This is a genomic window from Variovorax sp. WS11, from assembly GCF_010499245.1.
Lineage (GTDB): Bacteria > Pseudomonadota > Gammaproteobacteria > Burkholderiales > Burkholderiaceae_C > Variovorax.
In genome coordinates this window covers 169,849-189,148 of record NZ_JAAGOW010000002.1, presented here as the reverse complement: position 1 = coordinate 189,148, position 19,300 = coordinate 169,849, and the positions used below count along the sequence as shown (strand labels likewise).

At 66.5% G+C, this 19,300-nt stretch carries 22 protein-coding genes and 1 pseudogene; 13 read left to right on the top strand and 10 right to left on the bottom strand.

Translation table 11 applies throughout. The annotated features are described in order from the left end of the window. The first annotated feature begins 138 nt into the window (after positions 1 to 138). The 3 genes from ettA to GXN78_RS21420 all read left to right on the top strand — a co-directional run bounded on the left by ettA (position 139) and on the right by GXN78_RS21420 (position 3,690). Positions 139 to 1,800 (top strand): energy-dependent translational throttle protein EttA, encoded by a 1,662-nt coding sequence (ettA, locus tag GXN78_RS21430; RefSeq protein WP_106561436.1) that lies wholly within the window; start codon positions 139 to 141, stop codon positions 1,798 to 1,800. Positions 1,801 to 2,106: 306 nt separating this feature from the next. Further along, positions 2,107 to 3,210: a PQQ-dependent sugar dehydrogenase gene (locus GXN78_RS21425; protein WP_164255621.1), complete on the top strand. Its 1,104-nt coding sequence runs from the start codon at positions 2,107 to 2,109 to the stop codon at positions 3,208 to 3,210. Between the two features lie 129 nt (positions 3,211 to 3,339). Continuing rightward, entirely contained in the window at positions 3,340 to 3,690 is a 351-nt protein-coding gene (locus GXN78_RS21420) for a hypothetical protein (protein ID WP_146163103.1), read from the top strand. On the opposite strand, the gene GXN78_RS21415 is transcribed toward GXN78_RS21420, so the two are convergent. Then, positions 3,687 to 5,009, bottom strand: coding sequence for a TAXI family TRAP transporter solute-binding subunit (locus GXN78_RS21415; RefSeq protein ID WP_164255747.1), 1,323 nt, complete (start codon positions 5,007 to 5,009; stop codon positions 3,687 to 3,689). The genes GXN78_RS21420 and GXN78_RS21415 overlap by 4 nt on opposite strands. A 131-nt stretch (positions 5,010 to 5,140) precedes the next feature. Here GXN78_RS21415 and GXN78_RS21410 point away from each other — a divergent pair, with 131 nt between their 5' ends. The 9 genes and pseudogenes from GXN78_RS21410 (at position 5,141) to GXN78_RS41360 (ending at position 11,504) form a co-directional block, all read left to right on the top strand. Then, the gene (locus GXN78_RS21410) at positions 5,141 to 5,956 is read left to right on the top strand and encodes a LuxR C-terminal-related transcriptional regulator (protein ID WP_164255619.1); all 816 of its coding nucleotides are present in this window, start codon (positions 5,141 to 5,143) and stop codon (positions 5,954 to 5,956) included. 73 nt (positions 5,957 to 6,029) lie between these two features. Beyond that, the gene (locus GXN78_RS21405; protein WP_106558660.1) at positions 6,030 to 6,254 is read left to right on the top strand and encodes a hypothetical protein; all 225 of its coding nucleotides are present in this window, start codon (positions 6,030 to 6,032) and stop codon (positions 6,252 to 6,254) included. Between the two features lie 89 nt (positions 6,255 to 6,343). After that, a complete protein-coding gene (locus GXN78_RS21400) occupies positions 6,344 to 7,045 on the top strand; it encodes a hypothetical protein (protein WP_164255617.1) in 702 nt (233 codons plus the stop codon). 6 nt (positions 7,046 to 7,051) lie between these two features. Further along, positions 7,052 to 8,329, top strand: a complete 1,278-nt coding sequence (locus tag GXN78_RS21395) for an HlyD family efflux transporter periplasmic adaptor subunit (protein ID WP_106558661.1) — start codon at positions 7,052 to 7,054, stop codon at positions 8,327 to 8,329. 7 nt (positions 8,330 to 8,336) lie between these two features. After that, positions 8,337 to 10,016: pseudogene (locus GXN78_RS21390) on the top strand (peptidase domain-containing ABC transporter); the annotation flags it as partial. 29 nt (positions 10,017 to 10,045) lie between these two features. Next, positions 10,046 to 10,435 (top strand): ATP-binding cassette domain-containing protein, encoded by a 390-nt coding sequence (locus tag GXN78_RS41375; RefSeq protein ID WP_343231030.1) that lies wholly within the window; start codon positions 10,046 to 10,048, stop codon positions 10,433 to 10,435. A 90-nt stretch (positions 10,436 to 10,525) separates the two neighbouring features. Then, entirely contained in the window at positions 10,526 to 10,936 is a 411-nt protein-coding gene (locus GXN78_RS41370) for a hypothetical protein (RefSeq protein WP_239142845.1), read from the top strand. Next, entirely contained in the window at positions 10,870 to 11,295 is a 426-nt protein-coding gene (locus tag GXN78_RS41365; protein WP_239142844.1) for an Asd/ArgC dimerization domain-containing protein, read from the top strand. Before GXN78_RS41370 ends, GXN78_RS41365 begins: the two co-directional genes overlap by 67 nt. Continuing rightward, on the top strand, positions 11,292 to 11,504 hold the full coding sequence (locus GXN78_RS41360) for a hypothetical protein (protein WP_239142843.1): 213 nt from the start codon (positions 11,292 to 11,294) through the stop codon (positions 11,502 to 11,504). The genes GXN78_RS41365 and GXN78_RS41360 overlap by 4 nt, the downstream gene beginning before the upstream one ends. Before the next feature lie 117 nt (positions 11,505 to 11,621). On the opposite strand, the gene GXN78_RS21380 is transcribed toward GXN78_RS41360, so the two are convergent. After that, positions 11,622 to 12,650: a P1 family peptidase gene (locus GXN78_RS21380; protein ID WP_106558663.1), complete on the bottom strand. Its 1,029-nt coding sequence runs from the start codon at positions 12,648 to 12,650 to the stop codon at positions 11,622 to 11,624. 93 nt (positions 12,651 to 12,743) lie between these two features. Continuing rightward, positions 12,744 to 13,394 (bottom strand): cation diffusion facilitator family transporter, encoded by a 651-nt coding sequence (locus GXN78_RS21375; protein ID WP_106558664.1) that lies wholly within the window; start codon positions 13,392 to 13,394, stop codon positions 12,744 to 12,746. Between the two features lie 55 nt (positions 13,395 to 13,449). On the opposite strand from GXN78_RS21375, the gene GXN78_RS21370 reads away from it, so the two are divergent. Further along, on the top strand, positions 13,450 to 13,923 hold the full coding sequence (locus tag GXN78_RS21370; RefSeq protein ID WP_106558665.1) for a Cd(II)/Pb(II)-responsive transcriptional regulator: 474 nt from the start codon (positions 13,450 to 13,452) through the stop codon (positions 13,921 to 13,923). 20 nt (positions 13,924 to 13,943) lie between these two features. Here GXN78_RS21370 and GXN78_RS21365 read toward each other — a convergent pair whose 3' ends face one another. From GXN78_RS21365 to GXN78_RS21335, 7 genes are read right to left on the bottom strand one after another with little or no spacing between them, the layout of a single operon-like run. After that, the gene (locus GXN78_RS21365) at positions 13,944 to 14,933 is read right to left on the bottom strand and encodes a glycerophosphodiester phosphodiesterase (RefSeq protein WP_106558666.1); all 990 of its coding nucleotides are present in this window, start codon (positions 14,931 to 14,933) and stop codon (positions 13,944 to 13,946) included. Continuing rightward, entirely contained in the window at positions 14,930 to 15,508 is a 579-nt protein-coding gene (locus GXN78_RS21360) for a DUF1439 domain-containing protein (RefSeq protein WP_106558667.1), read from the bottom strand. Before GXN78_RS21360 ends, GXN78_RS21365 begins: the two co-directional genes overlap by 4 nt. Before the next feature lie 30 nt (positions 15,509 to 15,538). After that, positions 15,539 to 16,324 carry an amino acid ABC transporter ATP-binding protein gene (locus tag GXN78_RS21355; protein WP_106558668.1) on the bottom strand — a complete coding sequence of 262 codons (786 nt, stop codon included), beginning with the start codon at positions 16,322 to 16,324 and terminating at the stop codon, positions 15,539 to 15,541. Further along, a complete protein-coding gene (locus GXN78_RS21350) occupies positions 16,308 to 16,961 on the bottom strand; it encodes an amino acid ABC transporter permease (RefSeq protein ID WP_106558669.1) in 654 nt (217 codons plus the stop codon). Before GXN78_RS21350 ends, GXN78_RS21355 begins: the two co-directional genes overlap by 17 nt. A gap of 9 nt (positions 16,962 to 16,970) precedes the next feature. After that, positions 16,971 to 17,633: an amino acid ABC transporter permease gene (locus GXN78_RS21345; RefSeq protein ID WP_106558670.1), complete on the bottom strand. Its 663-nt coding sequence runs from the start codon at positions 17,631 to 17,633 to the stop codon at positions 16,971 to 16,973. 12 nt (positions 17,634 to 17,645) lie between these two features. Continuing rightward, positions 17,646 to 18,437 carry a transporter substrate-binding domain-containing protein gene (locus tag GXN78_RS21340; protein ID WP_106558671.1) on the bottom strand — a complete coding sequence of 264 codons (792 nt, stop codon included), beginning with the start codon at positions 18,435 to 18,437 and terminating at the stop codon, positions 17,646 to 17,648. Next, the gene (locus tag GXN78_RS21335; RefSeq protein WP_106558672.1) at positions 18,434 to 19,228 is read right to left on the bottom strand and encodes a GntR family transcriptional regulator; all 795 of its coding nucleotides are present in this window, start codon (positions 19,226 to 19,228) and stop codon (positions 18,434 to 18,436) included. The genes GXN78_RS21340 and GXN78_RS21335 overlap by 4 nt, the downstream gene beginning before the upstream one ends. Positions 19,229 to 19,300 lie beyond the last annotated feature (72 nt).

Here is a 19,300-nt window from a genome sequence, read left to right as displayed (position 1 = left end):
CGGCAGACCCGGTCGGAAATCGCGCTGCAGCAGCAAGCGCCTGCCATGCAAGGCTGACTCGCAATCGATCCTCGCGCAAGATCGTTGCCAGGTTTCCCGGCCACCCCGAGCAGCTCCCATCATCGAACGGACATAGCCATGGCCCAGTACGTCTACACCATGAACAAGGTCAGCAAGACCGTGCCGCCCAAGCGGCAGATCTTGAAGGACATTTCGCTCTCCTTTTTCCCCGGCGCCAAGATCGGCGTGCTGGGCCTGAACGGCTCGGGCAAGTCCTCGCTGCTCAGGATCATGGCCGGCCTCGACAAGGAAATCGAAGGCGAGGCCTTGCCGATGCCCGGCCTCACGATCGGTTACCTCGAGCAGGAGCCCAAGCTCAACGCGGCGCACACCGTGCGCGAGTCGGTCGAGGAAGCGATGGGCGCGGTCTACGCGGCCAAGGCCCGCCTCGAAGAGGTGTACGTGGCCTACGGCGCTGAAGACGCCGACTTCGACGCGCTGGCGGCCGAGCAGGCCGAACTCGAAGCCATCATCGCGACCGCCGGCACCGACTCCGAGCACCAGCTCGAGATCGCCGCCGACGCGCTGCGCCTGCCGCCGTGGGAGGCCAACATCGGCGTGCTCTCGGGCGGCGAGAAGCGCCGCGTGGCGCTGTGCCGGCTGCTGCTGTCCAAGCCCGACATGCTGCTGCTCGACGAACCCACCAACCACCTGGACGCCGAATCGGTCGAGTGGCTCGAAGTGTTCCTGCAGCGCTTTCCGGGCACCGTGGTGGCCATTACCCACGATCGCTACTTCCTCGACAACGCGGCCGAGTGGATTCTCGAGCTCGACCGCGGCCGTGGCATTCCGTGGAAGGGCAACTACAGCACCTGGCTCGAGCAGAAGGGCGAACGCCTGGCGCAAGAGCAGAAGAGCGAGGAAGCCCACGCCAAGGCGCTGAAGAAGGAACTCGAATGGTCGCGCCAGAACCCCAAGGCGCGCCAGGCCAAGAGCAAGTCGCGCCTGGCCCGCTTCGAGGAACTGTCCGACTACGAATACCAGCGGCGCAACGAGACGCAGGAAATCTTCATCCCCGTGGCGGAACGCCTGGGCAACCAGGTCTTCGAGTTCAAGAACGTCAGCAAGTCCTTCGGCGACCGCCTGCTGATCGACAACCTGAGCTTCGAGGTCCCGGCCGGCGCCATCGTCGGCATCATCGGCCCGAACGGCGCCGGCAAGTCCACGCTCTTCAAGCTGATCGCGGGCAAGGAAAAGCCCGACAGCGGCGAGGTGGTGGTCGGCCAGACGGTCAAGATGGCCTTCGTCGACCAGACCCGCGATGCGCTCGCCAACGAGAAGACGGTGTGGGAAGACATCTCGAACGGTCTCGACATCATCAACGTCGGCAAGTTCCAGATGGCGAGCCGCGCGTATGCCGGCCGCTTCAATTTCAACGGTGCCGACCAGCAGAAGAAGGTCGGCACGCTCTCCGGCGGCGAGCGCGGCCGGCTGCACCTGGCCAAGACACTGATCGCCGGCGGCAACGTGCTGATGCTGGACGAACCCTCGAACGACCTGGACGTCGAGACGCTGCGCGCGCTCGAAGACGCCTTGCTCGAATTCGCGGGCTCGGTGCTCGTGATCAGCCACGACCGCTGGTTCCTGGACCGCATCGCGACCCATATCCTCGCGGCCGAGGGCGACAGCCAATGGACCTTCTTCAACGGCAACTACCAGGAGTACGAGGCCGACAAGAAGAAGCGCCTGGGCGAGGAAGGCGCCAAGCCGCATCGGATGCGGTTCAAGGCGCTGAAGTAAGAAACGGCGTGCGCTGACAGCGCCGGTTTGAAATCCGGCGTCCACACTTCAAATCTGGCGCGCAGGACGTGCCTGAAGGAGTGACATATTGCGGTGCAGCACGGCGCAGATGACGGCGGTGACCCTTCTTCGCGGCTTTGCAGGCGGCGGCGGTAAGCAGCGTGGCGATCAACGCCTTCGGGGTCAGCGGTCGGCTAATTCCTGCACCGGCGCCGTGGCGCCAGCCTTGCTGTTTATTCGGCCCCGGCACCTGCGCCCGCACCTGCACCTGCACCTGCACCTGCGCCTGCGCCGGTGCCCGGCCCGATGAATGTCAAGGTGGTCGAGCTGGCCAGCGGATTCGCCAATCCCTGGAGCCTCGCCTTCCTGCCCGACGGCAAGCTGCTGGTGACGCAGCGCAGCGGCCAGCTGCGCCTGCGCAATGCGGACGGCACGCCGGTCAACGGCGGGGCCGACCAGGTCAGCGGCCTGCCGGCGGTCGAGGTGGTGGGGCAGGGCGGCCTGCTCGACGTCGCGGTGGACCCGGCCTTCGCCACCAATCGCCGCATTTACTTCAGCTATGCAGAGCGCGACGGCACCGACGCCAGCTTCAACGGCACGGCGGTCGCGCGCGCCGAGCTCGACACGGCGAATCGCAGCCTGAGCAACCTGGTCGTGATCTTTCGCCAGCTGCCCAAGGCGCAGAGCAGTGCGCACTTCGGATCGCGCCTCGTCTTCGACCGCAGCGGCCACCTGTTCATCACCCTGGGCGAGCGCTTGAACAACGACCAGCGCGGCTTCTCGCAGGACCTGACGCGCGGCCACGGCAAGGTGATGCGCATCAGCACCGACGGCGCGCCGGCGCCGGGCAATCCCAACTTCGGCGTGGGCGGTGCGCAGCCGCAGATCTGGAGCTACGGCCATCGCAATGCCCAGGGCGCGGCGCTGCATCCCACCACTGGCGAGCTGTGGGTGAACGAGCATGGCCCGCAGGGCGGCGACGAGGTCAACCTCGCGCTGCCGGGCAGGAACTACGGCTGGCCGATCATCAGCTACGGACAGGAGTACGGCACCCTTACGCAGGTCGGCGAAGGCACCGCCAAGGCCGGCATGGAACAGCCGCTGAGCTACTGGGAGAAGATCGACGGCTCGGCCTGGACGCCCGGCACGCAGAAGGCCTCCATCGCGCCCAGCGGCATGGCCTTCTACAGCGGCGATGCGCTGCCCGACTGGAAGGGCAGCCTCTTCGTCGGCGCGCTGGCGGGCACGGCGCTGTGGCGGCTCACGCTCAGCGGCAACACGGTGACCGCGCGCGAGCGCCTGCTGGCCGATCGCGGCGAGCGCATTCGCGACGTGCGGCAGGGGCCCGACGGCTGGCTCTACCTGCTGACGGACAGCAGCAACGGCAAGCTGCTGCGGCTGGAGCGCTGAGCCCTGCGAATTCGATAGCCCGGCGCCGCGCCGTGGCGCCCTCCCTTGGCGGGAGGATGTGTGCCCACTCGTTCATCCGCATCATCGACCCACTGCGATCGATCGACATGCAGTCGAAGGGGGGTGATCGTGAAGAACCTGCCACCGGACTTCTGGCTGGCCGCCATCGGCTGGGCCTACCTGCTCACGAACGCCTGCCGCGTGCTGACCTACGTGCCGCAGATCGTCGTGGTCTGGCGCTGCCGCGACGGTGCGCAGTCGATCTCGCTGACGACCTGGGGATCGTGGAGCGTGTCGCACCTCACTGCACTGCTGTACGGCACCCTGGTGGTCGCGGATGCCTTTCTCGTTGCGGTGTCGCTCATCAACCTCGCCGGCTGCGGCGTCGTCACCTGGATCGCGTACCGCCGACGGCGCGCGCATGCGCAAATGCAGCCGGTGCCCGAGGCGATGCGCCGGCCGCGCACAGACTCCGCCTAGCCGGCATGCTGCGGCATCCGGGCCAGCACCCGCTTGCGCACCGCATAGATGTTGTTGCGCAGCGCGTAGAGCTCTTCGGCATACGACAGCGGCACCGCCACCTTGTTGACCACGCGGTCGAGGTTGTCCAGTTCCTCGATGAGCGCCTCGCGCTCGCCCTTGCCGGCTTCCAGTTTGTGCTCCACCTCGCGCAGCCGCGCGTACCAGCGGAACACGCGCCGCCGCACGCGGAACTGGTAGAGCGGCGGCACCACGCGGCTGAGCGGCAGCATCAGCACCAGCAGGCCGCCCAGCACCAGCCACATGCGCTCCACCAGGTTGCTGGCCCAGAAGGGCAGGTAGCGCTGCCAGAAGGGCGGCGTGCCGTTGATGGCGCGGTCGCCCTCGGGGCTGACGGGCAGCTCGCTGGTGCGGGTGTTCGGGAAGTCGCGCGCGCGGTTGAACCAGCCCGCGCCGCTGTGCAGCGTCTGGGCACTCTGCGCGAAGAGCTGCCGCAGCGCAGGATGCGTCTTTTCGCTGGCCAGCAGCGAGGTGGTGGCCGCGAGCAGCGCCTTGTCCTGCGGCGGCAGGTCGGTCGCCAGGTCGACCACGCCGCGCGGCAGCGTGACGGGCTGGAGGAATGCGAAGCGGCGCGAGTAGGCGTCGCTCTGGTCGAACTCCATGAGCCGGATGTCCGGTGCGCGCAGCAGCCGCTGCACCAGCGGCGACTGCGGTGCCGAGGCCAGCACGATCACGTCGAGCAGTCCGGCCTGCAGCGCCTCCGTGGCCGGCGTCTGCTCGAGGTTGGACAGCTGCAGTGCCTGCGGCTCCATGTGGTTGGCACGGAACATCCGTTCCATGATCTCCGGCACGCCGCTGCCGGGCTTGTCGACGTTGATGCGCAGGTCCTTGAACTGGGCGATCGAGCTCAGCCGCCCGGTCTTGCGGTCGATCGCGTGAGCCGCGTCGGCGCGGTAGAAGAACCACAGCGGCTCGTAGAACAGGCTGCCCAGCGAAGTCAGCCCCGCTTCCTCGTCGGCCACCGGCTCGGCGCTGCCGCCGCGCACGAAGCCCACGTCGGCGCCGCCGCTGCGCAGCAGCTGCAGGTTGTCCTGCGAGCCGTCGGTGGGCTTGAGCACGACCTCGATGCCGTTGGACTTGAGGGCCGCCGCGTAGCGCTTGCCGAACTCGGCGTAGGCGCTGCCCGCGGGGCCGGTGGCGAGCGTCACGTGCTTGGGCGGCTGCGGGTCCAGCCACCAGTAGGCGGCGATCAGGAGGCCGATCACGATGAACACCACCGGGCCGGTGGGAGACGATCGGGTCGCGAATGGAGGGAGGATGAGGCGGAGCGAGGCACGGTGGGCGGGTAGGAACTCGGCTGGGCGCTACAGCAGCATTTCTGATTGGCTTTTTGGGCGGGCTCGGTTACAAAGCGCGACGAATTTCAGGGATACAAAAAATGACAACACGAATGTCCAGGGATGTACTGGCCAGTGCCGCGCGGCTGATCAGTGATGCCGACAGCTTGACGTGGTGGGTCGAGGAGCTGTTGAGCACCGTCTTGCCGAGCGCTGCGGTTTTGTGCGGGCAGTCGGTCCCGCATTCCGGCGGCTATTCGGCCATCCAGACCTGGAGCTTCGGCTTGCCGCCCGCCTACCAGGCCGCGATTGCTTGCGTGGGCGGCAATGTGCGAAGCCCGATCCTGACGCGGCTGATCCAGTCTGGCGGGCCCGAGTTCTTCGACGTCGAGCAGGATCAAGGGGCTGACATCGACCCTTTGTGGCGCACGACCTTCCGGCGCGCCGGTTGGCGAAACCTGCTGGCGTTTTCGCATCTGGAGGGCGAGAGAAACGACCGCGTGCTCACTTCGGCCGCCTTCTACGACGTGGGACCGGAGGCGGTTGCCGATCGCCATGCGCTGCAGCAGCGGGTGATGCCGGCGATGCATGCCGCGCTCAGCAGCCTCTATCGCTGTGAGCAGGCCCACGCCCCCTCCAACTCTGTTGCCCGTTTGCCGGCGTTCACGCTCGCCGAGCGCGCCGTGCTCGACTTGCTGCTGCAAGGCATGACCAACAAGGAGATCGGCCGGCAACTCGGCAAGAGCGGCGAGACCATCAAGCGGCAGCTCGCCGTGTTGATGAAACGGACCGACGCGAGGAACCGCGTGGAGTTGGCGCACCGGGTGTTGGCCGGCGGGGCGTTGGGCGCGGCGCAGCCATCGGTGCCCTCGCGCGTGAACGGCTTTGACCCGATCGGGTCATTTCGAATAACCCGATCGGGGGATTGAGGCCGCGGCGCATTTCGCGCCAAATCCGAGTCTTGAGGCGATGCATCGCCGACAGCCGACCTGAAGGGGGTCAATGACCAGTCTTGCCACGAAAGTAGTCTTGTTGTTCAAGGCGATTGCGGTGCTGCTGTTGTTGGGTTGTTCGATGGTTGCGGTGAGTCAATGGATATTTCCGTTTATCTTCCCGTGGGAGTTTGCTGCTCATTACGGCAGTGGTGCAATTGGAGTGATCGTGGCGGTTGCACTGGGTGCATTCTTCAAATCGCTGAAGGTAAAACTGATGAGTGAGGGTGACTGAAATTTGGTTGCAATTTTGCGGTCAAATCTCATGAGAAATTTGTTTCATGAGAAATCAAGGGAAAGAGAAAAAAATGGCGACGAGATCCAGTGGAATTCGAAATCTCACCGACGATGAACTGTTGCTCGTCTACGGAGGTGAAGCAGGCTGCGGCGCTGGAGACGGCTCGAGCTGCGGCGATGGAGGATGTGGAACCGGCGGTTGCTCGGATTCTTCCAGCAGTGCGAGTCCCTTCGGAGCGATTGCTTCGGCGATCGGAGGAATCGGAGCAGCTATTGGATTGGCTGGGGCCGCGACACCGGCTGGCGCGATGGCTGCAGCGCTTGGCGCAATTGCAGCCGGAGTCAACGCGCTCGGTAATTCAGTTGGTGCTCAGGGCGGCCAAGGTGGATCATCCATGCCTTCAGTCAACCAAATGGGCGATCCCGCAGGCGGGCCGTGAGCGATATTTCGTAAAACAATTGAGACCGAATCGGCCTCAATTTCTAAAAGCATCTATAAGAAGAGGTGACATGCCGACCGATGAACTGAAGCGTCATTGCCGTAATTGTGGGGGTGGTGATCATTATTTGACAGAGGTTAACGCGGGTGGTGGTATTTTTCCTAGCGTGTTGCCTCTGGGTTTTGCGGAATGGCTAAAAAATCCTAGATACCGTCTTCGCGTGTGCGGCAGCTGCGGGTTGACTGAGTCGTTTGTGGTGGAAGAATTTTTGGGCGCAGTAAAAGAGAAATTCATCTCTGAAAACTCATCGCCCCCTCATGTCGGTGGCTCGACTCTGGATTCACGATAAGGAGTCATGGAGTCTCATTCGTCCGTTGAGAATCCGCTTTTTCGCTCAGAGGTTTTTGCGGCGCGCCAAGACGCATGGCTCGGAGAAATCGTCGTCAGCAGGCCTCTTTCCTTCGTTGCACTTTCCATTGGCTTTGCCGTCCTTGCCGCGAGCTTGCTTCTCTACCTGGTTGTCGGTCAATACACCCGAAAGATTCGCGCCAGCGGCTATCTCGTACCCAATGCCGGAATCGTCAAAGTGACGGCTTCGCAAGCCGGCATCGTGACGCGGCTCTCGGTCGTGGAAGGTCAGGGTGTCGCGCTCGGCGAAACATTGGCTGTTCTGAACTCCGAGCGCTTCACGGGCGCCGGCGATGCGTCGATCGAAATCGACAAGCAACTTCAGCTTCGCCGCACGTCGTTGAGGCAGGAGCGGGCCAAGCTCGATGAACTTCACGATCAACAGCGCAAAGCACTCAGCGATCGGCTGATCAACCTGCGGACCGAGTTGGCGCAGGTACGAACGGCCTTGTCGCTTCAACAGGAACGGATTCGCCTCACCGACCAGATGCTCGCCAGGCAGCGCGAACTGCACGCTGCGAAGTTTGTCTCCGACATGGCGTTGCAGCAGAAGGAACAGGAGCGCATGGCCGATCTGGCAGCGCTCGAATCGATTCGTCGCAACGAGACCAGCTTGCTGCGCGACACGGGCGCGGTCGAGGCCGACGTGGCAGCGCTGCCTGTGAAGCACCTCAACGCGCTGGCGGCGAACGATCGCGCTCTTTCTTCGATCGAGCAGGATCGCGTCGAGAACGAGTCCCGGCGCGAGTTGTTGCTGAAGTCGCCCCAGGCTGGGGTGGTGACCGCAATCCTGACGGACCGGGGCAAGCTGGCAGTGCCCGGCCAGCCCTTGCTCAACCTCATCCCGGAAGGATCGGAGCTGCAGGCGGACGTGTACCTCCCTTCCAGGGCGGCCGGCTTCGTGCGCCTGGGAACCCGAGCCCTTTTGCAGTTCAAGGCCTTCCCCTATCAAAAGTTCGGAAGCCACGAGGCACGCGTGATCAAGTTGTCCCGGGTCGCCGTGAGCGGGAGCGAGTTGCCGTACCCGCCACCTGCTGCAGCGCCGAGCGAGTTGTTCTATATCGCGAGCCTCGCTCTCACGAAGAAGTCGGTGTCGGCCTATGGCAAGGAAGAACCCCTTCAGCCGGGCATGGGCTTCGACGCCAACCTGATTCTCGACACGCGCACTCTGCTCGAATGGGTGTTCGAGCCGCTGTTCTCCATCTCGGGCAACTGGATTCACTGATCCATCGATGCTCGAAGGTCTTCAGTTCGGCTTCGGCCGCAAGCTGCGTCTCGTGCTGCAGACCGAGGCCGCCGAGTGCGGCCTGGCCTCGCTGGCGATGGTGGCGGGCTACCACGGCTACGACACGGATCTGCCGAGCTTGCGTGCCAGGTACGCGGTTTCTCTCAAGGGCGCGACGCTGGCGCAGTTGATGAAGATCGCCGAGGCACTGGGGTTTCAAACCCGACCCTTGCGGCTCGGCCTGGAAGATCTGGACAAGCTGGAAACACCCTGCATCCTGCACTGGGACCTCAAGCATTTCGTCGTGCTCCAGCGTGTGCGTCGTGAGTCCATCGACATATTGGACCCGGCACACGGCTCGCGAACGCTGAAGCACGATGAGGCGGGGCGCTCGTTCACGGGCATCGCGTTGGAGATGGTTCCGGGCCTCTCGTTCAAGCCACGAAAAGAGCGGCAGCAACTGCGGCTCGGTACGCTTCTCGCAAAGGCGCGCGGTCTGCGCCGCTCGCTGGTGCAGGTGCTCGTTCTCGCAGCCGCGCTGGAAGCGTTTGGCCTGGTGCTGCCCTTCTTCTCGCAATGGGTGATCGACGACGTCCTGGTCTCCGGCGATGCGGACCTGCTCGCGGTGCTGATCGCGGGGCTGGTGCTCGTGGGCAGCTTCCAGGTTGCGGCCGGCTGGGTGCGCGCAAGAGTTCTCTTGCACCTGACGACCACACTGAATCTGCAATGGACGAGCAGCAGCTTCGCGCATCTGCTGCACCTGCCCATGGCCTGGTACGAGAAGCGGCACCTGGGCGACATCGTCTCGCGCTTCGGGAGCATCGGCGCACTGCAGCAAGCGCTGACCGGCGGCATGGTGGGGGTCGTCGTCGACGGCATCATGGCTACGATCACCTTGATCGTCATGCTGTTCTACAGCCCGCAACTGGCGGCAGTCGCCGGCGGCGTGGTTCTGCTCTACACCCTGATTCGCGTCCTGCGCTACGGCGCGCTTCGCAGTGCCAGCGGGGAGCAGATCGTGCGCTCGGCCAAGCAGCAGAGTCACTTCATGGAGAGCGTGCGCGGCATTCAGGTGCTCAAGCTCTTCAACCGCGAGGAAGACCGGCAGCGCCGGTATATGAACCTCGCGGTCGCGAGCACCAATGCCGGGTTGGCGGTACAGCGGCAGATGATGTCCTTCAGTTCGCTCAACGCCATGCTGATGGTGCTGGAGAACGCCGCGGTGTTGTATCTGGGTGCGCGGCTCGTCCTGGGTGGCCAGCTGTCGGTCGGCATGCTGATCGCGTTCCTGGGCTACAGGACGCAGTTCGTCAGCCGGGCATCGGCCTTGGTTGACCAGCTCCTGTCGTTCAAGATGCTGGGCTTGCAAACCGAGCGGCTCGCCGACATCGTGTTGGCCGAGCGGGAATCAATGCGCGATGCTGCCCTTCATCGTTCGCAGGAAGGCGTTGCCGCTTCCATCGAACTGTGCAATGTCAGCTTTCGGTACGCGTCGGATGATCCCTGGATCCTGAAGGATGTGAGCCTGAAGATCGAGCCCGGCGAATCGGTGGCGATCGCTGGACCTTCGGGCTGCGGGAAGACGACCTTGCTCAAGGTCATGCTGGGACAACTGGAGCCGCAGGAGGGCAGCGTCAGCGTGGGTGGCGTCCCGCTTCGGCAGCTCGGCTTGTGGCGTTACCGTGAGCAGATCGGCGTGGTCATGCAGACGACCGCCTGTTCGCCGGCTCGATCGCCGAGAACATCTGCCTGTTCGATGCCCAGCCCGATCACGCTCGCATCGAAGAGGTCGCGCAGCTGGCTTCCGTGCATGACGAGATTGCTCGCATGCCGATGGGCTACAGCACGCTCGTCGGAGACATGGGAAGCGCCTTGTCGGGTGGTCAACGCCAACGGGTTGTGCTGGCACGGGCGCTTTACAAGCGCCCGCGGATTTTGTTGCTGGACGAAGCGACGAGCCATCTGGACACTGCGACCGAAAGCGTGGTCAACAGCGCGGTGCAGCACCTGGATATCACGCGCATCGTGATCGCCCATCGTCCGCAGACCCTGGAAGCGATGGGGCGTGTGATCCATCTGCTCCACTGCGATCGTCTCCATGGGTGAGGTCGAAGCCATCTTCGGCCGGACTCAGCTGCGTTGGGTGTGACTGGCCCCGCTACACTTTGCCGCTCATACCAGCGACAGAGCAGCACCATGAGTATTCGCGTCGGCATCGTCGGGATCAGCGGCTACGGCGGCGGTGAGGCGATGCGCCTCGTCGCGAGCCACCCGTCGTTCGAACTGGTCTATGCCGCTGGCGATGGCAGTGCGGGTAGCCGCCTTTGCGACCGCTTTCCTGGCGCACCGGCCAAGCTGGCCGATCTTGTGATCGAGAAGTGGGACCCGAGCGCACTGCCGAAGCTCGACGTGCTGTTCGCGTCGCTGCCGACCGGCGCTTCGGCCGACGCACTGGCGTGCGTACCGAAGGAAGTGAAGATCGTTGACATCGGTGGCGACCATCGCTACGCCGAGGGCTGGGCTTACGGCTTGGCCGACGTGTGGCCCGAGCAGATCAAGGCAGGAGCCGCATCGCCAACCCCGGCTGCTTCCCCGCGGCCTCGCTGATCGCGCTGGCACCGCTGCTGGCCGACAAACTGATCGAGCCGAGCAACATAGTGATCGACGTCAAGACCGGCGTCTCCGGCGCCGGCCGGGGCGGCGGCGACAACAAGTTCGGCTACGCCGATGTGAACGAGGACTTGGCGCCCTACGGCCTGCTCAAGCATGTCCATATGCCCGAGATTGAGAAAACGATCGGGCGCCTGAGCGGCGGGGGCAACTCGGGCGGGCTGGTGTTCACACCCCACCTCGTGCCGATGACCCGCGGCATCCTCGCTACGATCTACTGCCGTGGCCGGGTGACGAGCGAGAATGCTTCGACGCGGCTAGGCAGTTCTACGCCGGGCGGCCATTCGTCCGCGTGACGGACAAGCCGCCGCACACGAAATGGGCCACCGGCTCGAACCTTGCGTTCGTCAGTTACGCCGCCGATCCGGAGCGCGAGCTTGTGATTGCGATGGGCGTTGTGGACAACCTCGGCAAGGGCGCGGCCGGCCAGGCCGTGCAGAACGCGAATCTGATGTGCGGCCTACCGGAGACGGCCGGGCTGGACGGCGCGTCGGTGTGGCCCTGAAGTCCAAGACCGTTTCGCGCGCCCGTTGAGCGAACTGCGTCGGCGCGTGATCGCGAGGATCTGCCCCGCCCGCCACATTTCTGGCCTGCGGCCGTGCCCGACGGTCGAGAAGTGCGTCTAACCCAGCTCCGACGCGCTCGGAAACACGCTCCCCGCAACCCGCACCGTGCGCGCCGCCAGCACCGCCCGCAGCGTCGCCCGCGCCACGACTTCCGCCGCCATCGTGCCCAGCACCGTCATCCCCGGCGCGTCGCCCTCGAGCGGCACGCGCCCGGTGGCGAGCGCGAACAGGGTGTCGCCGTCGCTCATGGTGTGCACCGGGTTGATCGCGCGCGCCAGGCCGTCGTGGGCCACGGCCGCGAGGCGGTTCGCCTGCACCTTGGTGAGTCGGGCGTCGGTGGCAACCACGCCCAGCGTGGTGTTGGTGCCCGCCAGCAGCGGCTGCGGCAGCTCGCCGTGCAGCAGGGCGCGGCGGGTGTCGAGCAGCGACCGGCCGTCCTCGGTGCGGGCGCCGGCCACCACCTGCGCGGTGTCGGGGTCGAGCACATCGCCCAGCGCGTTGCAGGCGATCAGGGCGCCGACGGTCACGCCATTGACGGTGACCGAGGCGGTGCCGATGCCGCCCTTCATCGCCCGGTGCACGCCGAAGAGCTTGCCCACCAGTGCGCCGCTGCCGGCGCCGACATTGCCCTCGGCCGGCGCCGCCGCCGATGCGGCCTCGCAGGCTGCGTAACCGGCCGCAGCATCGGGCCGGATGCGCGCGTCGCCGAGCGGCAGGTCGAAGAGCACGGCCGCCGGCACGATCGGCAGCGTGCCGAAGCGCACGTCGAGGCCGATGCCGCGCTCCTCCAGCCAGCGCATCGCGCCCTCGGCCGCCGCCAGGCCCCAGGCGCTGCCGCCCGCGAGCATTACGGCATGCACCTGCTGGACGAAGTTGCCGGGCGCGAGCAGGTCGGTTTCGCGCGTGCCGGGCGCGGCGCCGCGCACGTCCACGCCGGCCACGGCGCCTTCGCGCGCCAGGATCACGGTGCAGCCGGTGGGCCGGCGCGGGTCGCTGAAATGGCCGACCTCGATGCCGGCGACGTCGGTGATGGCGCCCGCGCGCGGCGCCGGGGAAGAGGAAGGAGAGGAGGGCTGATGGGACATCGCCGACGATTATGGAACCGCCGGCCCGGCGGCTCACTGGAGTACCTTCGCCTTCGGCTGCGGTGCTATTCGCCTGGGGAGCGGCCCGGCGGCTCAGGCGCGCTTCGCCCGGCCCGCATCAGCGCGGCCGAGCTCGCCGCGTGCCTGCCGCAGCACCGACCAGCCACCGCTGAGCGCCAGCGCCGCCATCACCGCGGCCACCGCCAGGTCGGGCCAGGCCGTGCCGGTGCCGAAGACGCCGAGGGCCGCGAGCATCACCGCCACGTTGCCGATGGCATCGTTGCGCGAGCACAGCCAGACGCTGCGCATGTTGGCGTCGCCCTCCCGGAAGGCGTAGAGCATGAGGGCGACCGCCACGTTCACCCCCAGCGCCAGCGCGCCCACCAGCCCCATGGTCACCGCCTCGGGCGGCACGCCTTGCGTCGCCGACCACAGCGTCTTGCCGGCCACGAAGAGCCCGAAGCCCACCATGCTGAGTCCCTTGAGCACGGCCGCGCGAGCGCGCCAGGCGAGGCCCATCGAGAGCACGGCGAGCGTCACGCCGTAGTTGGCCGCATCGCCGAAGAAGTCGATCGCATCGGCCAGCAGCGAGACCGAGCCCGAACGGAAGCCGGCACCGATCTCGACCGCGAACATCGCCGCATTGAGGGCCAACGCCACCCACAGCACGCGCCGGTAGCGCGGGGTGTCGGTGGCGGTGAGGTGTTCGTGGTCGTGATCGTGTTCGCAGCAGCTCGCAGACATGGTTTCTCCAGTGATGGCAGCATTGGAAAGCTTGAAGTCACTGGAAGGTCAACCCATGCCTGTCGCAATCCCGCCCTCAGATCAGGGTTACCGCATCGGCGATGCCGCGGCCCGAAGCGGCCTGAGCGCCACCAACATCCGCTACTACGAGAAGGAGGGCCTGGTCGCACCGCAGGCCCGCGGCGACAACAGCTACCGGCTCTACACCGATGCCGACGTGCACCGGCTGCGCTTCATCCGACTGTGCCGCGCCATGGACATGTCGCTGGACGAGGTGCGCGCGCTGCTCGGGCTGGACCTGCGCAGCAAGGCCGACTGCGCCGCCGCCAACGTGGCGCTCGACACGCACCTGGGCCATGTGCGCGAGCGCCTGCGCGAGTTGCGCTCGCTCGAGAAGGAGCTGATCGCATTGCGCGACTGCTGCGACGGCAGCGATGCGCAATGCCACATCATCGAGACGCTGCATGCGCGCGCCGACGCGCAGCCCTCGGGCGAGGCGCGCGGGACCCGGGCCACGCGCCACGTCTAGTGTCGCTGCCGCGAGAACGCTCAGGGCTTCGCAGGCGCCGGCAGCGGCATGCGTCGCTCGCGCATCAGGTCGCGCAGCAGGGCCGGGTCGTCGGTGATGAGGCCATCGACCTTCCAGTCCATCAGCTTCGCCATGTCGGCGCGCTGGTTCACTGTCCAGGGCACGACATGGAAGCCCAGCGCCTGCGCCTCCTGGACCTGCGCGGCCGTGAGGTCGGCGAAGGCCGGCGACCAGATCACCGGGCCCGGGCTGTTGCCGACCGCGGCCTTCACCAGGCGCGGCGCCGAGCCGAAGTCCTCGAGCCGCAGGCCGGACGTCCAGCGCGGGTCCCTGAGCGTGCGGCCGGTCGTGAGATAGGCGCGCTGCAGCTGCGGCGCCCACTGGCCGACGAGGGCCAGCGTGCGCCAGTCGAAGCTCTGCACGGTCACGCGCGGACCCATGCCGGCCTTGTCGATCTCGGCCAGCAGCGCGCGCACCATCGGGTCCGGTGCTGCGGTCTCCTCGGGCCGGCTCGGGTCCAGCTTGGTCTCGATGTTGAAGCGCACCTGCGTCGCGCCGCGTGCGCGCACCCGCTCGAAGAGCGCGGCCAGCGTCGGGATGCGCTCGCCGTCGCGCGGCACCTGCAGGGCGAACTGCTTGCCGTAGTTGGTGGCGGGGTCGATGCGTCCGACGTCGTAGGCCTGCAACTGCGCGAGCGTCAGCGCGTGGATTGCCGGGCCCTTGGCAGTGAGGAAGGCGCCGCTCGCATCGCGCGTGTGCTCGGGGTTGAGCACCGTGTCGTGCGAGATCACCACCACGCCGTCGGCGGTGAGCCCGATGTCGAGTTCGAGCGTGGTCACACCCAACTCCATCGCGTTGTCGAAGGCGGCCAGCGTGTTCTCCGGCGCGAGCGCGCGGCCGCCGCGGTGGGCCTGGAGGTCGAAGTCGCGCGTCGGCGTGGGCGCAATTGCCGAGCATGCAGCGAGCAGCGATGCGGCGAGCAGCCAGGGTGCGCAGTGGATGAGCTTCATTTCAATTGAACCTTGATGCCGTCCTGTTGCACCGTGATGTCACCGATCTCGTAGGTCTTGCGCCCCACCGTCAGTTCTTCGGCGGTGAAGGTGCGCAGCGGCTGGTCGCGCAGCAGCTCCTGCGCGACCACGGCGCCGATCTGCTGCAGGCGCTCGGCATCGCGCCCGGTCACGCCCTGCAGCTCGAGCCGCTCGGCCTTGGGCTGATCGAGCCGCAGCGCGCGGGCCGGTACGTCGTACCTGAGCGCGCTGCTGACCGAGACCACGCCCTCCACGGTCGAGGGCCGCAAGAGCGGACTCGCGATGCTCAGCACAGCCGTGATCGCGGCACGATTGGCGCGGGCGTCCAGGCCCAGCTGCGGATCACGCAAGGCGACGGTGAAGATCTCGGCATAGCGCTGCTGCACCGGGAAGCGTTTGGCGATCTGCGCCTGCAGCTCCTCGCGGCTCGCGGTGTATTCGCTGGTGAAGAAGTTGAAGCCCGCCAGCGCTGCGATGGGGGCGGATGCGGCGCCACCGAGCAGGGCGCGCAGAACAAGGCGGCGGGACGGCGGCAAGAAGGAGCGGTACTGCATACCGCTGCGAGCTTGCCACAGCCCGATGGTTCAATCGTGAAGCGACGAAAGGAACTGTTTCAGCTCGGGCGTCTGCGGATTGCCGAACAGCTCGGCCGGCGGCCCCATCTCGTGCACGCGTCCCTGGTGCATGAAGATCACGCGGTCGCTGACCTTGCGCGCGAAGCTCATCTCGTGCGTCACCATCAGGAGCGTCATGCCCTCGTCGGCGAGCGACTCGACGACGCGCAGCACCTCGCCCACGAGCTCCGGGTCGAGCGCCGAGGTGATCTCGTCGCACAGCAGCACGGCAGGCTCCATCGCCAGGGCGCGTGCGATGGCCACGCGCTGCTGCTGGCCGCCCGAGAGCTGGTCGGGCATGGCGTCGAACTTCTGCTCCAGGCCCACGCGGGTGAGCAGCTTGCGGGCCTGCGAGGCGGCTTCCAGGCTGCTGCGCTTCTTCACCAGCGTCGGCGCCAGCATCACGTTGCGGCCCACCGAGAGATGCGGGAACAGGTTGAAGCTCTGGAAGATCATGCCCACGTGCTGCCGCAGCTCGCGCATCGCCATCGCGCTCTCGTGCAGCAGCGGCTTGCCGTCGACCGTGAGCGAGCCTTCCTGGAACGCTTCGAGACCGTTGATGCAGCGAAGCAGCGTGCTCTTGCCCGAGCCGCTCTTGCCGATGATGGCGATGACCTCGCCGCGCTTGACCTCGAGGTCGATGCCCTTGAGGACCTCGTTGCTGCCATAGGCCTTGCGCAGCGCGGTGATGCGGACAATGGGCGCGAGACTCGCGGTTTCTGCGGCAGCGACGGGAGCTTCAGCGACGAGCGCCATGGATCTTCCTTTCGAGGTTCTTGGCGTACAGGCTCACGGGGAAGCACAGCGCGAAATAGAGCAGGGCCACGCAGCTGAAGACCACGAAGGGCTTGAAGGTGGCGTTGGAGATCATGCTGCCGGCCTTGGTCAGCTCGACGAAGCCGATCACCGAGGCCAGCGCCGTGCCCTTGATCACCTGCACCAGGAAGCCCACGGTGGGCGCGATCGCGATGCGCGTGGCCTGCGGCAGGATCACATGGCGCATCTGCTCGCCGAAGCTCAGCGCCAGGCTGCCCGAGGCCTCCCACTGGCCCTTGGGGATGGCGGCCACGCAGCCGCGCCAGATCTCGGTGAGGAAGGCGCTGGTGTAGAGCGTGAGCGCCACCGAAGCCGCGGTCCAGGCCGAGACCTCGATGCCGAAGAGCGCGATGCCGAAGTAGGCGAGGAACAACTGCATCAGCAGCGGCGTGCCCTGGAACAGTTGCACATAGAGCCCGATCAGCCGTTCGGCGACACGGCCGCCCGACAAGCGCAGGAACAGCAGCAAGCCGCCCACCACGCCGCCGCCGACGAAGGCGATGAGCGAGAGCACCACCGTCCAGCGCAAGGCCAGCAGCAGGTTGCGCAGGATGTCCCAGAGGGAGAACTCGACCATGCTGTGGCCCTATTTACCGAAGAAGAACTTCGGCCCTGCCCAGTTGAGCAGCCGCCGTGCGGACACCGACAGCGCCAGGTAGATGACGGTCGCGATGATGAAGGCCTCGAAGGCGCGGAAGTTGCGGCTCTGGATCAGGTTGGCCGCGTAGCTCAGCTCCTCGGTCGAGATCTGACTGCACACGGCCGAACCCAGCATCACGATGATGATCTGGCTCACCATCGCGGGCCAGACCGTCTTCAGCGCCGGCGGCAGCACCACGCGCGTGAACACCTGCACCTTGTTCAGCGCCAGGCTCACGGCGGCTTCGATCTGCCCGCGCGGCGTGGCCTCGATGCCGGCGCGGATGATCTCGGTGGCGTAGGCACCGAGGTTCATCACCATCGCGATCACCGAGGCCACCTCGGGCGAGAGCTTGAAGCCCGCCGCCGGCAGTCCGAAGAAGATGAAGAAGAGCTGCACGATGAAGGGCGTGTTGCGGATCAGCTCCACGTAGCTGCCGACGATCCAGCGCAGCCAGGCCGGCCCACTCGCGCGGGCCCAGGCGCAGGCGATGCCCACCGCCATGCCGATCAGCGTGGCGACGAGCGTGAGGCCCAGCGTCCACACGATGCCCCTGACCAGCAGCGGCCATTGGCCGAGCACGGCCCCGAAGTCGAACTCGATGCCCATGGCGGTGCGGTGTCAGAGGGGCAGGTCGCCGGCTTCCTTGCCGAGGTACTTCTTCGACATGGCATCGAGCGTGCCGTCTTTCTTGGCTGCCGCGATGATCTCGTTGACCTTGGCCTTCAGTGCGTCCTCGCCCTTGGCGATGCCGACGAAGCAGGGGCTGTCCTTCAGCAGCAGCTTGTACTCGGCGCCCAGCTGCGGGTTCTTCTGCATCATGTTGCCGGCCACGGCCGCGCTGGTGGCGATGGTCTGCGTCTGGCCGGCGACGAAGGCGGCGATGGTGGCGTTGTTGTCCTCGAAGCGCTTGTAGTCGACGTTGGCCGGCGCCACCTTGGCGAGCTCCTGGTCTTCCATCGCGCCGCGGGTCACGGCCACGCTCTTGCCGGCCATGTCGGCAAAGCCCTTGATGCTGAGGTTCTTCGACGCATACACGGCCTGGAAGAAGGGCGCATAGGCGGCGGTGAAGTCGATCACCTTCTCGCGCTCGGCGTTCTTGCCCAGCGTGGAGATCACGAGGTCGGCCTTCTTGGTCTGCAGGTAGGGGATGCGGTTGGCGCTGGTGACGGGCACCAGCTCGGCCTTGACGCCCAGCTTGGCGGCGATCAGCTTGGCCATCTCGACGTCGAGGCCCTGGGGCGCCATGTCGGGACCGACGAAGCCGTAGGGCGGGTAGTCGGTGGGAATGGCGACCTTGAGGGTCTTGGATTTCAGCACGTTGTCGAGCGCGCTCTGGGCCTGGGCGGCGCCGGTGGCGAGCAGGGCGGCCGAGGCGAGGGTCAGCGCGAACTGGCGCTTCGAGATCTTCATAACAGGGCTCCTAGGTAAGTCGAAGAGTCGTCGGGTGAGGGTGTGGCGCCGGAGGCCTGGGTCTTGGTCTTGCCCCGGCTACGCAAGAGCTGTGCCTTGGGCTTGGCGCCGGGCGGCGTGCCCTGAAGCGGTGCGAGCGCATCGCGCAGCTGGGCCAGCGGGTCGGCCTGGGCTTGCACGCGCAGGGCCGATTGCACGGTGCCGATGTGTTCGACCATCAGCGCCTCGGCGCCGGCGGTGTCGCCGCGCTCCAGCGCCGCGACGATGCGCACATGGTCCTCGCAGGACTGCGCGGCGTCGTGCGAGGACTGGTAGAGCATGGCGATGAGCGTGGTGCGCGCGGTGAAGTCGCGCAGCGTGTCGGCCAGCAGCGAATTGCCCAGGCACTCTGCCAGGCACACGTGGAAGTCGCCCAGCAGGTAGCTGCGCGTTCCGACGTCGCTGCCCTTGAGCGCGGCCTTCTCGCGCTGCAGGTGCGTCTTGAGCGAGCGCAGCGCGTCCTTGCCGATGCGGCCGGCGCTGCGGATCAGGCCGGACTCGATCACGCGGCGCGCCTCGAAGGCTTCGCGCGCCTCGTCCTGCGAGGGCTCGATCACGTACCAGCCGCGCCGGGCGCTCACCGTGACGATACCGCGCGCCGCCAGGCGCGTGAGCGCCTCCCGCACGATGGTGCGGCTGCAGTCGAACAGTATCGCGAGCTGCTGCTCGCCCAGGCGCGCGCCCGGGGCGAGCTTCTGCGCCATCACCGCTTCGATGATGCGTGCACTGATCTCGGGAGCGGTGATGGACATGGGCCTGCATACCAGCAGGTTTCATGCCTGCTTGTATGCAAGATCTGTGCACCAATCAGGCGCACCGGATGC